The organism is Nocardia sp. CA-290969, assembly GCF_050936135.1.
Classification (GTDB): Bacteria; Actinomycetota; Actinomycetes; order Mycobacteriales; family Mycobacteriaceae; genus Nocardia.
The window spans coordinates 6,852,766-6,865,788 of record NZ_JBNJNJ010000001.1 but is presented as its reverse complement, the minus strand read 5'-3'; the positions used below and the strand labels follow the sequence as shown (position 1 = coordinate 6,865,788).

The following is a 13,023-nucleotide window of genomic DNA, read 5'->3' as shown; positions in this document are numbered from 1 at the left end:
CGTTCGTCCGGTCCACCACGCAACGGTCGTTGTCGTAGGGTTGCGAAATGGGGACACGTGCGCGGCTGCGAGCCATCTTCATCGCGGCGGCTGTTGTGGCGGGAGTGGGCCCGGCCGCACCGGCATTCGCCGCGGAACCGATCGGATGTGGCGGATGGCAAGTCGAAACGCTCGCCGCGGGGCTGGAGCAGGTGGAGAACCTCGAACCGGATGGGCGGGGAGGTTTCTATCTGTCGGGGGATACGAAGGTCTATCACGTCGACGGCGCCGGGCAGGTGCGTACCGTCCTGGAGAATCTGGCCGCGCCGGGTGGCCTGCAACTCGACGGAACCAGCCTGTACGTGCTCACCCGGCAGGACGGGAAACTGTCGCGGCTCGACACGATCACCGGCGAGTTCACCTGGCTGGCCGACTTCCCGGGCAACGGCTTGCTGCGGCTGGCCGACGGGGATTTCCTGACCACCTGGGTCGGCACCGAGGGCGGGCCGTCGCGCGGAGTCTCGCGCTACGACAGCGAAACCGGTTCCGTCACAGCGAATTGGGCGCCCGTGCCGCGCGGTGAAGGGCTGGCGCTCAGCCCGGACCACCGAACCGTCTACACCGACGATCTGTTCACCGGGCAGGTCTACCGCATCCCGCTCGACGCGCCCGACCGCTGGTCCGTGCTCACCACCGTGCCCGGGCTGATTCCCGGACTCGACGACCTCACCACGAGCGGCGCCGGCGATATCTATGTAGCCGCGCACCTCCTCGGCACCATCCACCGCGTCGACCCGGATTCGGGCGCGACGTGCGCGGTCACCACGGCACTGCCGGCCGCCTGGTCCGGTCCGAGTTCCGTCCGCATCGCGCCGGACGGTGCCGGTTACGCGCTGTATGTCACCTCGTTCGACGGCACACTCCGGCGCCTGCGACCGCCTCCGGACGTCGAGCTCACGCCGATCCACCATTCCTGACGCCTCGGCAGCCGCCAACCTTGCCGAGGTGTACTCACTGCTCCGCGGGCAGGCTGTGCGCCGATGCGACCGGCTCAGGCCGGACCGAAGACGTCGTTCAGCGTGGTTGCGGTGAGCAGGTGGGGCGTCCACACCTCCAGTTCGTCGGTATCCGCCGAGCGCACGCGGTCAACCAACTCGGCGGGCAGCGTCCCGAACTTTGCCGCCAACAACTTGAGTAGTATCCGGGCCGCCTCTTCGGCGCGGCCCTCAGCGCGGCCCTCGGCGCGGAGTCGTTCTGCTGTGGTCACCGCTACCTCCTTGGCTCGCGGACCGAGTTGGTTCAACAGGGCTTGCAGGTCCTCGAGGCCGGTATCGCCCTCGAGAAAAATGTACTCGAATACCCGCCACAGGTCATCCACGTTCAGCGCGCTCAGGTCGGCGAGAAAGGGTTGCAGGTCGTGGCCGAGGTTCGGGTTCTTGGCGGTGATCTTGTGCAGGATCAGGACCAGCCGCGCCGGCGGGGTGAGATCGCGGGCCTGGATCGCGGCGATATCGACCTGGGAGAGGTCGTCGAGCAGTATTTTCAGGCTCGGTAAGTGCTCGGCCAGCTCGGCGCGGGCTTCGTCGTCGATATCGATCAGCTCGGCCAATTCGGTCGGATAGTTCCACCGCTCGCCCTTGGGCCCGGAATGCACGACGAGCGGGATGACCGCGGGAAGGGCCTTGCTCTTGGGGTGGGCGTCGAGGTGCTGGGTCCAGATTCCGAGCAGGTAGCGCAGCATCCGCATCGGCATGAACCGGTCCGGGCAGGACTGGTGCTCCACGAGGATGTAGATGTAGGCATCGTGGCCGGACAGGCGGGTACGGAAAAGCAGGTCGCTGTAGAGCGAGCGCAGGTTCTGCTCGATATAACTGCCCGGCTGCAACTCCAAGCAGCCCAAATCGATGCGGGTGATGATTGCTTTCGGCAGGTTTGCCCGCAATATCCCCGCGATCTCGGCCTTGCGGGAGTAGACCCCCTTGAACAGTCCGTCGTGCGGAGTCGATGATTGGACGGCCATCCGGCGAAACTAGCGGCAGGTATCGACAAGTTCGGCATCGGAAACGGGAGGACGGCGCAGTCACGCCGTCCCACGACTCGAGTGCGTCACGCCGCACCGAAGCCCCGCGGGTCCCGGGGCGATACGGCCCGGCGGCGCAGGCCGTGCGCGGCGGGGACCAACCGGTGGACAGTGGCGCGGTTCACTGGCACGATTTGCAGCGAAAACCTACAGACCATGCGGAGCCCGAGAACACCGGCGGTAGCCTCTGACGCCATGACCACGCACATGTTGCGAATTCGCTCCACTTCGCGTGTTCCGATCGGTGAAGGGAAGTGAACAGCCGTGGCCACGGTGACCTTTGATCGCGCCAGCCGGCAGTATCCGGGTGCGAAGACGCCCGCCGTCGACCAACTGCAGCTCGAGATCGCCGATGGCGAGTTCCTGGTGCTGGTCGGCCCGTCGGGATGCGGGAAATCCACGTCGCTGCGGATGCTGGCGGGGCTCGAGGATGTCACCGGCGGGCGGATCCTCATCGGTGACCGGGATGTCACCGGCACCGATCCCAAGGATCGCGATATCGCGATGGTGTTCCAGAACTACGCGCTGTACCCGCATATGACGGTCGCCGAGAACATGGGTTTCGCGCTCAAACTCGCCAAGGTGAACAAGGACGAGAAGAACCGCCGGGTACGTGAGGCGGCCCGGCTGCTCGACCTGGAACCGTTCCTGGATCGGCTGCCCAAGGCGCTGTCCGGTGGGCAGCGGCAGCGGGTCGCGATGGGGCGGGCGATCGTACGTGACCCGCAGGTCTTCCTGATGGACGAACCGCTGTCCAACCTGGACGCGAAGCTGCGTGTGCAGACGCGCACCCAGATCGCGCAGTTGCAGCGCCGGCTCGCGACCACCACGGTCTACGTCACCCACGACCAGGTCGAGGCCATGACCATGGGCGACCGGGTGGCGGTCATGCGCGACGGCCTGCTGCAGCAGTGCGCCTCCCCGCGCGACCTCTACCGCGACCCGGCGAACGTTTTCGTCGCCGGCTTCATGGGCTCCCCGGCCATGAACCTCTTCACCCTTCCGGTCGCCGACGGCGCGGTCCGGATCGGGGGCTACGCCCTGTCCCTGCCGCGGTCGGTCGCCGCCGAGGCGGGTAACTCCGTGACGGTCGGGATCCGCCCCGAGCATCTCGACACCGGCGATTCCGGTATCGAGATCGAGGTCGACGTGGTCGAGGAACTCGGCTCCGACGCATTCATCTACGGCCGCCCCGCCGACCACACCGAAGGTGTGGACACGATCGTGGCGCGCACCGATTGGCGCACCCCACCGGCCAAGGGCACCCGCGTCCGCCTGACGCCCGGCCCCGAGAGCGTCTACTTCTTCGGCGCCGACGACGGCCGCCGCCTGAACTAGGCGAACGTCCTACCCGGCGCACGCCGGTACCGGATCCCCGGCCGTAGCCCACCAGCGATTCGGCAGCGGCACGTCCGTTCCACGGCGTGCCGCTGGGATCCGGGCACGTCAGCCGGGCGGATTTGCCCGGTCGGCACGACGGCTCCGCCGGTGGGCGCGCCATTCCTCGTTGAGGCGTACACCCAGTTCGTCGACGCCGATCTCCCGGCCGGATTCGCTGCGCACCTGGACCCGGACCGGGTCGCCGGTGGCTGCCTCAACCAGGTCGAGCGGTGGGGGGCCGGGCTGAAGGTAGGTGTTGCCCCATTGCATGAGGGCGAGGACCACCGGCAGCAGGTCCCGCCCCTTGCGGGTGAGGATGTATTCGTGGCGGGTCCGTTTGCCCTCTTCCTGATAGGGCTGTTTGGTGAACAGGCCCGCTTCGGTGAGTTTGCGTAGCTGACCGGAGACCGCCGCGTCGGTGATGCCGACGCGCGAGGCGAATCCGTCGAAGCGGGTGGTGCCGTAGTAGGCCTCGCGCAGGATGAGGATCGCCGAACGGGTGCCCACCACGTCCATGGCCAGCGCGATCGAGCACTGGTCCGGTTTCCACGAGTTCAGATCGGCCAGGGGGCCTTCCATCACGGCTGCCATGCGCTCATTCTATCCACTCTGACTTGCCTCAACTAATGCCAGCACCTACTCTGGCTTTAGATAACTTTAGCCAGAGTGGAGGCTCTGGCGAGGGAAGGAATCACCATGCGAGACGCAGTCATCGTCGATGCGGTCCGGACCCCGATCGGGCGGGGCAAACCCAGCGGAGCCCTGCACTCGGTCCATCCGGTGGACCTCATGGCGCACAGCCTGCGCGCTCTGGTCGAGCGCACCGGAATCGACCCCGTACTGATCGACGATGTGATCGGCGGGATCGTCAGCCAGGTCGGCGAACAAGGCGTGAACCTGACCCGCCGGGCCGCGCTGGCCGCCGGTTTCCCGGAATCGGTCCCGGCCACCACGGTCGACCGGCAGTGCGGCAGCAGCCAGCAGGCGGTGCATTTCGCGGCGCAGGGCGTAATAGCCGGCGCCTACGACATGGTGATCGCCACCGGGGTCGAATCCATGAGCCGGGTCCCGATGGGTTCGAGTGCGCGCGGCGCCGACGATATCTCCGGTGTGGGCTTCGCCCAGCGCTACCCGGAGGGTCTTGTCCCGCAGGGCATCAGCGCCGAACTCATCGCCGCGAAATGGGGAATCTCGCGCACCGAACTCGACGAATTCTCCCTCGCCAGCCACGAGAAAGCTGCCCGCGCAACCAAGAACGGCCAGTTCGCCGCCGAACTCGCGCCCCTCGCCGGGCTGGAAACCGACGAAGGTATCCGCACCGGGTCCAGCCTCGACACTCTCGCCGCCCTGCGCCCCGCCTACTACGACGAGAGCATGACCGAGCGTTTTCCCGAGATCGGCTGGAATATCACCGCCGCCTCCGCCAGCCAGATCAGCGACGGCAGCGCCGCGGTCCTGATCACCACCAGCGAACGCGCCCGCGAACTCGGCCTGCGCCCGCTGGCCCGGCTGCACAGTTTCGCGATGGCCGGCGACGACCCCTTGCTCATGCTCACCGCGGTGATCCCCGCGACCCGCAAAGTCCTGGACCGCGCCGGCCTCACCATCGGCGATATCGACCTGGTCGAGATCAACGAGGCCTTCGCCTCCGTGGTCTCGGCGTGGACCCGCGACACCGGCGCCGACCCGGAACGGGTGAACGTCAACGGCGGCGCCATCGCCCTCGGCCACCCCCTCGGCGCCTCCGGAGCCAGGCTGATGACAACCCTGGTGCACGCCATGCAGGACCGCGGCGCCCGCTACGGATTGCAAACCATGTGCGAAGCCGGTGGCCTCGCCAACGCCACAATCCTCGAACGCCTCTGAACATCGGCGTTCACCGCGCGGACCGAGCGAAGAACGTTTCAGCACAGATGTCCGGCTGCTCGATTCGAGCAGCCGGACAGTTCAGCGCCGCCACGTCCACCACCGGCCTACGGCGGTGGGTACCCGCACCGACGCGACCACGTGCAGTTCCGGAGGTCCGCCTGCGGGCGCACGCCTAGTCGACGGCCCCCATCAGGACACCCGCGGCCGCGTCGGCCATTGCCGCATACCCTGCCGGTCCGGGGTGCAAGTGGTCTCCGCTGTCGAACCGGGCGGCCAGTGCGTCCGGGTCCGCCGGGTCGGCGAGGACGCGTTCGAAGTCGACGACAGCGTCGAATTCACCGGAACCGCGAATCCAGGCGTTGACCGCGTCCCGGACCCGTTCACCGCGCTCGCTGTAATAGGGAGCTCCCCGGAACGGAAGCAGGGTGCCGCCGACGATTCGCAGACCGTCCGCGCGCGCCAGCCGGATCAGCTGACGGTATTCGGCGATCAGCTGGTCGGCGGTGACCTCGGGGTTCGGGCGCATCCACGGCTCGTGTAGTTCACTTGCGCCGATATCGTTGATTCCCGAAAGCAGGACCACGGTGCCGATCCCGTCCTTGTCGAGTACATCGCGGCGGAACCTGGTTGCCGCGCGCTGACCCACATACGCCGAATCCGATACGACGCGGTTCCCGCCGATCCCGGTGTTGAGCACGGCGCGCGGCCGGTCGGCCACGGCGAGCCGGTCGGCCAGCGCGTCCGGGTAGCGATTGTCCATATCGGGCCAGGCTCCGGCGCCGTCGGTGAGCGAATCACCGAAGACGACCACACCGTCACGGTTCGGTGTTCCGGAGACCTCGACGCCGGCCAGGTAGTACCACGACCTGCTGGATTCGGTGAACGCCCCACCGTCGATATCGGCGCTGTGATCACCGATCGCCCTATATGTGGTGGTATTGGCGAGGAAGTGGAAAGTGGCGGGACCGGTGGGCCTACCGAGATACAGCGTCACGGTGAGCGGTTGCCGCGCGTTGACCGGGTAATCGGCGGCATCGCTGGTGAGTTCGGCGCCCGGCGGGATCACCGCGCCCGGCGCACCGCCGAAGAACAGCGGGCGCACCGTGCCCGAACGTACCGCCGCCCCTTCGGCGGCGTGCGCGACGGTGGCCGCCGTGATCGGCAGCGGCCGATCACCGAAGAGGTTGGACAGGGTGATCCGTACGGATTCGCCGGGGAGCGTGGGGCGCACGGTCTGGCGGATGGTGTGGCCGGCGAAGCCGGCGGCGGACCAATTCGGCCCGAGCACCTCGCCGGCGGATATCTGCGCCGCGGACCAGCTGTCGAGCCACGTCTCCGGTGGTCCGCCCGACTCGGCGGCGCCGACGTACAACGCGGTACCGGAGACGGTCAGCAGAACTCCCAGCAGTGCCGAGAGCAGGGCGGTACGCGCTTTGCGGATACTCATCGCCGCACCGGCTCCGCGCTGCGCCGGGTGAGACCGTACGGCGCGAGGTGCCGGAGAATCGCCGGCGCCGGTGGTTGCGGGAATTCCGTCACCGCGGTCTCCTCGGTGTCGCCGGGGAACACCATCGTGGTGTCTGTCGAGGTGGCTCGTCGTAGCCCCTCGTCCTGATAGTGCCGGACGCCGCGGCGGAACCGGGCCAGGCTCGCCCGCGGGGTCCGCGCGCTTCCGCGCCGCATTCGCCGGAGCATTCAAGCGTGAATACGGTATCGCCCCTGGGCGATACCGAAGAGAAGCGGACGCGCCGAGCCCGTGGCAGTTCGACGCACCGCGCGGCCACGGCACGGACCCGGGCGCATCTCCCGGCCGGCCGCCGGACAGCGGGCTGCGGCCCTACTAACGTGAAGACGGTGACCGAGCTGCCCGAGATCGACTCCCTCACCGTGTACGCGATTCCGATGCGGTCGAAATTCCGGGGGATCACCGTGCGCGAGGGCATGATTCTGCGTGGACCGCGGGGGTGGGGTGAATTCTGCCCGTTTCCGGAGTACGACGATCGCGAAGCCGCGCACTGGCTGGCGACCACCATCGAACAGGTGGGCGTGGGCTGGCCGGCACCCGTCCGCGACCGGGTGCCGATCAACTGCACGGTTCCCGCGGTGTCGCCGGAACGTGCGTATGAACTCGTCTCCGGGTCGGGTTGCCGGACCGCGAAGGTGAAGGTCGCCGACCATCCCGGCGCACTGGCCGAAGATACGGCCCGGGTGGAAGCGGTGCGGTCGGCCCTGGGGTCCGGCGGCGCGATCCGGGTGGACGCGAACGCGATGTGGGATGTGGATACCGCCGTCCGGAGCATCCGCGAAATAGACCGTGCCGCGGGCGGCCTCGAATATGTCGAACAGCCGTGCCGGACCGTCGAGGAACTCGCCGAGGTCCGCCGGAAGGTCGATGTGCCGATCGCGGCCGATGAATCCATTCGCCGTGCCGAAGACCCGCTGCGGGTGGCTGTCGCCGGCGCCGCCGATATCGCGGTGATCAAATGCACCCCGTTGGGCGGCGTGCGGCGGGCCCTCGAGGTGGCCGAGGCCGCCGGGTTGCCGTGCGTGATCTCCTCGGCGCTGGAGACAAGCGTCGGCCTGTCCGCCCAGCTCGCCCTGGCCGGCGCGTTACCGGAACTCGACCACGCGTGCGGGCTGGGCACGGTGACCCTGTTCGAAGGCGACCTGGTCGCGGATTCGCTGCGCCCGGTCGACGGCTACCTCCCGGTGCCCCGCACCGCCCCGCAACCGTCGCCCGCCCTACTGGAGAAGTACCGGCACCCCGACCCCGAACGCACAACCTGGTGGACCGACCGCTTCACCCGCGTATGGGAAGTACTGTCCCGGACGCAGTGAACAAACGACGGCCGGCGATGCAGGTTCACCCGAGACGTAAGCCGCTGTCGTGCAATGTAACGCGCAGCAGGAACCCGGCTTCCGGGCCGAGAACACCCTCGACCAAGTCCGCGTAGCGCCCACAGAATTCCGGGCCGTGCGCGGCCACCGCGTCCGGACGAGGTTCGAGGTGATGGGCGATTTCGTGCAGCAGCACCAGTTCCCGCAACGCCCACGGGGCACCGCCGCGCGTGACACTCCTGCCGTGGACCGGCACAGCGAGCACATCGCGACCGGATTCGTAGTGGGCCGCGACCGTTCCCGCCCGGGCCCGCACCTTGACGGGTAGTGCCGCCCGTTCCCATTTCGCCGCAACCCAATTCAGTCGGAGAACCCGGTCGCAATAGTCCTGCACCGATTCCACCGAAGCGAATTTACGTTCCACCGGCAGCGTCAGCCGGGAACCGTATATCTCGACCGTCCGCTGCCCGAACTCGGCAGCGCGGTCGAACACCGAGCGCACCAACTGTTCGGCGTCGTAAACCTTGCCGCGCTGCGAATCCCGCACGGGACTCACCCTTCGAGCCGCCCGCGCGCCGCGTCCAACTCCGGCGAGAACCCCAGCCTGGCCACGCGACCCGCCCGATCCCCGGCCTGCCGGGCATCCGGTGCGTATCCGGTGGAGGTCTGCGGGCCGCGCCAGGTGCCGCGGGCTTCGGAGTTGCGGCTGTAGAAATCGGCCAGCTCTATCTCCTTGCCCCGTAACGCGAGCGCCGTTCCGGCGGCCTGTTCTTCGGAGATCGGTTCGGCGGCGTGCATGTCCCGGGTGGTGGCCGCCCGTTCGACCTGCGCCCTGGCCTCGGCCAGCCGCGCCCCGACCCGGGCCGCGAACGCCATCTGGAAGTTGAGCCGGGCGGTGACACCGGCCACAGGTACCCGCACCACCCGGCGCACCCGCCGGCCGCGGCGCCGTTCGACAACGACTTTCTCCATGGTCGCCGACCGGTAGGCCCCGGATTTGATGTACCGGTCCGAGGCCTGCACCATCTGCACCAGCAGGCTCGAGTACAGCGCCTCGCAGACGTCGATATCGGCGGCGAAGCCGTAGGCGTAAACCTGGGTGGACGTGCGGGCGACATCGCAGCGCACATCGTTGGCGTCGGCGATGGCCACGAACAGCTGAACGTAGGTACGCAGCCCTTTGCGGCCGGATTCACCGATGGGGATCATCCGCTGGATCGGCGTCGTTGCCCGCTCCCGCTCCCGGGTGTGCGACCGGGCGACCGCCAGATCGATCGACGACCGAGTGGCGAGCCGCTGGGCAGCGGCCATGAATGCCTCGGCCTCGTGTTCGTTGTCGGTGGACTCGGCTTGGCGCAGCAATCCGCCGATCCTGGTGAGCAGACGATCGGAGACGGCGTTCGCGGTGGACATCGCGGCCCAGCCTAATGCGCACCGCCGGACCGGGGCCCACCCCCGCCCACCTGTGGTTACGGTCCCCGGCGAGTTCGCCGGTCGTTCACCGCGCGGTCTGCGCGAGCCCTTTCGCCACAGGAGTACCCCACACGCGACGTGCACACCATGTATGTTGCGTTGTGCTGCCGCTCACGTATCGACCCTGGAGTTCCGCGATGGCTTTCAAAAAGGTGCCGTCTCTACGCGCCGCGCTCGTGCTGTTGCCGATCGCGCTGCTGACCGCGACCTTTGCCACCGCGTGCAACACCAGCGACACCGACGAACAGCTCAGCATGAACCAGGACGGCCGCGGCCCGATCACCTACGTGGAAGGTAAGGACACCACCGAAACCGGTGCGGTGAAACAGCTGATCGACCGCTGGAACGCCACCCACCCCGACGAGCAGGTCACCTACAAGGAACAGTCCAACGACGCCTCCGCCCAGTACGACGACCTGGTCGAACATATGCGGGCGAAGTCGCCGGACTACGACGTGGTGGCCCTGGACGTCCCGTGGACCGCGGAGTTCGCCGCCAAGGGCTGGATCCAGCCGCTCGAGGGCCAGTTCGCGATCGACACCGCCCCGCTGCTGTCCCCGCCGGTCGCCAGCGCCACCTACAACGGCACCCTCTACGCCGCCCCCCGCAACACCAACGGTGGCCTGCTGTTCTACCGCAAGGATCTGGTCCCCGTCCCACCGCGTACCTGGTCGGAGATGCTGGCCAGCTGCCCGATCGCGCGCGAACAGCAGATCGGCTGCTACGCGGGCCAGTTCGCACCGTACGAGGGCCTGACGGTGAACACCGCCGAGGTGATCAACGCCTTCGGCGGTACCTTCGTCGGCACCGACGGCCGCACCCCGACCGTGAACAGTGCCGAATCACGAGCCGGGCTCCAGCAGTTGGTGGATGCCTACAAAGTCGGCGATATCCCCCGGGAAGCCGTCACCTTCCAGGAGCCGGAAAGCGGCGCGGCCTTCAACCAGGGCAAACTCATGTTCCTGCGCAGCTGGCCCTCGACCTACGGTGACGCCGCCTCCGAATCGTCGGCCGTGAAAGACAAATTCGGGGTGGCTCCCCTGCCCGGCGACACCGGGATCGGGGCGTCCACCCTCGGCGGCTACAACGCCGCGATCAGCGCGTACTCCGAGAACAAGGCCACCGCACTGGATTTCCTGAAGTACCTGATCAGCGAGGAGGCGCAGCATATCGTCGCCTCCGGCGCACTGCCTTCGGTGCGGGCCTCCATCTACGACGATCCGGCGCTCATCGCCAAGATGCCGTACCTGCCCGCCCTCAAGGATTCCATCGCCAGCGCGGTGCCCCGACCGGTCACCCCGTTCTATCCGGCGGTGTCCAAAGCCATTCAGGACAACGCATATGCTGCCCTGACCGGAACCAAGTCCGTGAACGACGCGATCATCGGCATGCAGAAGGGTATCGAGACGGCCGGATCGTAGTTATTGTTCAACCGGACCCGGCGAGCCAGGAGAGAGAACGGTGTCGGATCCTTCCGGAACGCACGCGCAGGCGTCGGTCCGTACAGATAAGCCCGCAGACGCTGCGCGTACCGGCGGGACGCTGAGCAGGCTGCGCGATGATCTGCGCATGTCGGGCAGGGCGTGGTTGTTCGTCGCGCCGGTGCTGCTGGCGCTGGCCGTGGTGATCGGCTATCCGGTGCTGCGGGCACTGTGGATGTCGTTCCACTACGACGACCAACTCGACGCCGTGACCGGACGCTTCACCGACAACGGGGAAAGCACCTTCTACAACTACCTGCACTGGCTGGCCGGCCAATGCCAGGTGATCACCGGCGGCGTCACCGAATGCCCCACCGGCAACCTGGGCGCCGAGTTCTGGGGCGCCGTGGGGGTGACCCTGTTCTTCGCCGTGGTGACGGTGACGCTCGAGGTCGTGATCGGTCTCGGGATGGCGATCGTGATGGGCAAAACCTTCCGCGGCCGGGCGCTGCTGCGCGCCGCGGTACTGATCCCGTGGGCCATCCCGACCGCGGTGACGGCCCGGCTGTGGGAATTCATGTTCCAATACGACGGCCTGGTCAACACGATCTTCGGCACCGAGATCCTGTGGACCTCCGACGCCTGGCCCGCCCGTTTCGCGGTGATCGCCGCCGATGTGTGGAAGACGGCGCCGTTCGTGGCCCTGCTGCTGCTGGCGGGTCTGCAGGTGATCCCGAACGATGTGTACGAGGCGGCCCGCGTGGACGGGGCCTCGGCCTGGCAGCGGTTCACGCAGGTGACGCTGCCGCTGCTGAAGCCGGCGCTGCTGGTGGCGGTGCTGTTCCGCACCATGGACGCACTGCGCATGTACGACCTGCCCGCCATCATGACCGATAACCTGCCGGCCACCCGGACCTTGTCGGTGCTGGTGGTCGAGCAGACCCGGCAGGGACCCAACAGTGCGGCCGCGCTGTCGACGATCACCTTCTTGCTGATCTTCGCGGCGGCCTTCGTACTCGTGAAGGTATTGGGTGCGAACGCGGTGCGTACGCAGGAAGAGCAGCGGAAGGCATGACCGCGGTGACAACACAGCAATCCGGCACCCCAGCCCGGCCCCGCGTTTCCGGGCGCCGCCGGCTCGGCTCGGCCCGTATCTATGTGGGCGCGCTGATCGTGCTGCTCTGGGGGATGGGCCCGTTCTACTGGATGGCGGTGACCGCCTTCCGCGACCCCGCCTACACGTTCGACACCACCCCGTGGCCCACGCACCTCACGCTCGACAACTTCCGCGATGTGTTCGACACGAGCCGCGGTAACGATTTCGGCAAGGCTCTGCTCAACAGTGTGATCATCGGTGCGGCCAGTACCGCGATAGCACTGGTGATCGGCGTAATGGCCGCGTACGCGCTGGCCCGACTCACCTTCAAGGGTCGCTATCTGGTGTCCGGGGTGATCCTGAGCGCCTCGATGTTCCCGGTGGTCGTGCTGGTGACCCCGCTGTTCCAGCTGTTCACCGATATCGGCTGGATCGGCGAGTACCAGGCACTGATCCTGCCCAATATCTCCTTCGTGCTGCCGCTGACGGTGTATGTTCTCGCCTCGTTCTTCGCAGACCTGCCGTGGGAGCTCGAAGAGGCGGCGCGGATCGACGGAGCCACCAAACTGCAGGCTTTCCGGCTGGTGATGCTGCCGCTGGCGGCGCCCGCGGTGTTCACCACCGCGATCCTGGCGTTCTTCGCCGCGGTCAACGAATACCTGCTCGCCCGGGTGCTGTCGGGGAGCGACACGGAACCGGTCACCGTGGCCATCGCTCGGTTCTCCGGGAACAATCCGCAGGTGGAACCGTATGCGTCGATTATGGCGGCGGGCACCCTGGTGACCGTCCCGCTGGTGATTCTGGTACTGGTGTTCCAGCGACGCATCATTTCCGGCCTCACCGCGGGCGGGGTCAAGAGCTGATCACAGCGCGGGTCAACAGCTGAT

The 13,023-nt window shown here is 67.7% G+C and carries 13 protein-coding genes; 7 read left to right on the top strand and 6 right to left on the bottom strand.

Features of this window, described 5'->3' with window-relative positions; all coding sequences use genetic code 11:
* Positions 1-47: 47 nt before the first annotated feature.
* The gene (locus tag ACQEVO_RS31335; RefSeq protein WP_432920025.1) at positions 48-956 is read left to right on the top strand and encodes an SMP-30/gluconolactonase/LRE family protein; all 909 of its coding nucleotides are present in this window, start codon (positions 48-50) and stop codon (positions 954-956) included.
* A gap of 74 nt (positions 957-1,030) precedes the next feature.
* On the opposite strand, the gene ACQEVO_RS31330 is transcribed toward ACQEVO_RS31335, so the two are convergent.
* Positions 1,031-1,999: an Rpn family recombination-promoting nuclease/putative transposase gene (locus ACQEVO_RS31330; protein ID WP_432920024.1), complete on the bottom strand. Its 969-nt coding sequence runs from the start codon at positions 1,997-1,999 to the stop codon at positions 1,031-1,033.
* Between the two features lie 324 nt (positions 2,000-2,323).
* Here ACQEVO_RS31330 and ACQEVO_RS31325 point away from each other — a divergent pair, with 324 nt between their 5' ends.
* On the top strand, positions 2,324-3,397 hold the full coding sequence (locus ACQEVO_RS31325) for an ABC transporter ATP-binding protein (RefSeq protein ID WP_432920023.1): 1,074 nt from the start codon (positions 2,324-2,326) through the stop codon (positions 3,395-3,397).
* A gap of 108 nt (positions 3,398-3,505) precedes the next feature.
* On the opposite strand, the gene ACQEVO_RS31320 is transcribed toward ACQEVO_RS31325, so the two are convergent.
* On the bottom strand, positions 3,506-4,030 hold the full coding sequence (locus tag ACQEVO_RS31320) for a winged helix-turn-helix transcriptional regulator (RefSeq protein WP_432920022.1): 525 nt from the start codon (positions 4,028-4,030) through the stop codon (positions 3,506-3,508).
* A 105-nt stretch (positions 4,031-4,135) separates the two neighbouring features.
* Here ACQEVO_RS31320 and ACQEVO_RS31315 point away from each other — a divergent pair, with 105 nt between their 5' ends.
* Positions 4,136-5,305, top strand: coding sequence for a thiolase family protein (locus tag ACQEVO_RS31315; protein ID WP_432920021.1), 1,170 nt, complete (start codon positions 4,136-4,138; stop codon positions 5,303-5,305).
* 175 nt (positions 5,306-5,480) lie between these two features.
* Here the strand turns inward: ACQEVO_RS31315 and ACQEVO_RS31310 are convergent, their stop codons facing one another.
* Both ACQEVO_RS31310 and ACQEVO_RS31305 read right to left on the bottom strand, forming a co-directional pair.
* Positions 5,481-6,755, bottom strand: a complete 1,275-nt coding sequence (locus ACQEVO_RS31310) for an SGNH/GDSL hydrolase family protein (RefSeq protein WP_432920020.1) — start codon at positions 6,753-6,755, stop codon at positions 5,481-5,483.
* On the bottom strand, positions 6,752-6,991 hold the full coding sequence (locus tag ACQEVO_RS31305; RefSeq protein WP_432920019.1) for a hypothetical protein: 240 nt from the start codon (positions 6,989-6,991) through the stop codon (positions 6,752-6,754). The genes ACQEVO_RS31310 and ACQEVO_RS31305 overlap by 4 nt, the downstream gene beginning before the upstream one ends.
* Before the next feature lie 171 nt (positions 6,992-7,162).
* Between ACQEVO_RS31305 and ACQEVO_RS31300 the strand changes: the two genes are divergently transcribed.
* Entirely contained in the window at positions 7,163-8,146 is a 984-nt protein-coding gene (locus ACQEVO_RS31300) for an o-succinylbenzoate synthase (RefSeq protein ID WP_432920018.1), read from the top strand.
* A gap of 25 nt (positions 8,147-8,171) precedes the next feature.
* Here the strand turns inward: ACQEVO_RS31300 and ACQEVO_RS31295 are convergent, their stop codons facing one another.
* Positions 8,172-8,702 carry a TIGR04338 family metallohydrolase gene (locus ACQEVO_RS31295; protein ID WP_432920017.1) on the bottom strand — a complete coding sequence of 177 codons (531 nt, stop codon included), beginning with the start codon at positions 8,700-8,702 and terminating at the stop codon, positions 8,172-8,174.
* Positions 8,699-9,559: a DUF2786 domain-containing protein gene (locus ACQEVO_RS31290; protein ID WP_432920016.1), complete on the bottom strand. Its 861-nt coding sequence runs from the start codon at positions 9,557-9,559 to the stop codon at positions 8,699-8,701. The genes ACQEVO_RS31295 and ACQEVO_RS31290 overlap by 4 nt, the downstream gene beginning before the upstream one ends.
* Before the next feature lie 197 nt (positions 9,560-9,756).
* Between ACQEVO_RS31290 and ACQEVO_RS31285 the strand changes: the two genes are divergently transcribed.
* From ACQEVO_RS31285 to ACQEVO_RS31275, 3 genes are read left to right on the top strand one after another with little or no spacing between them, the layout of a single operon-like run.
* Complete coding sequence (locus ACQEVO_RS31285; RefSeq protein ID WP_432920015.1) at positions 9,757-11,040, top strand: ABC transporter substrate-binding protein; 1,284 nt, start codon at positions 9,757-9,759, stop codon at positions 11,038-11,040.
* Positions 11,041-11,080: 40 nt separating this feature from the next.
* Complete coding sequence (locus ACQEVO_RS31280; RefSeq protein ID WP_432920014.1) at positions 11,081-12,115, top strand: carbohydrate ABC transporter permease; 1,035 nt, start codon at positions 11,081-11,083, stop codon at positions 12,113-12,115.
* On the top strand, positions 12,112-12,999 hold the full coding sequence (locus ACQEVO_RS31275; protein WP_432920013.1) for a carbohydrate ABC transporter permease: 888 nt from the start codon (positions 12,112-12,114) through the stop codon (positions 12,997-12,999). The genes ACQEVO_RS31280 and ACQEVO_RS31275 overlap by 4 nt, the downstream gene beginning before the upstream one ends.
* Positions 13,000-13,023: the final 24 nt, after the last annotated feature.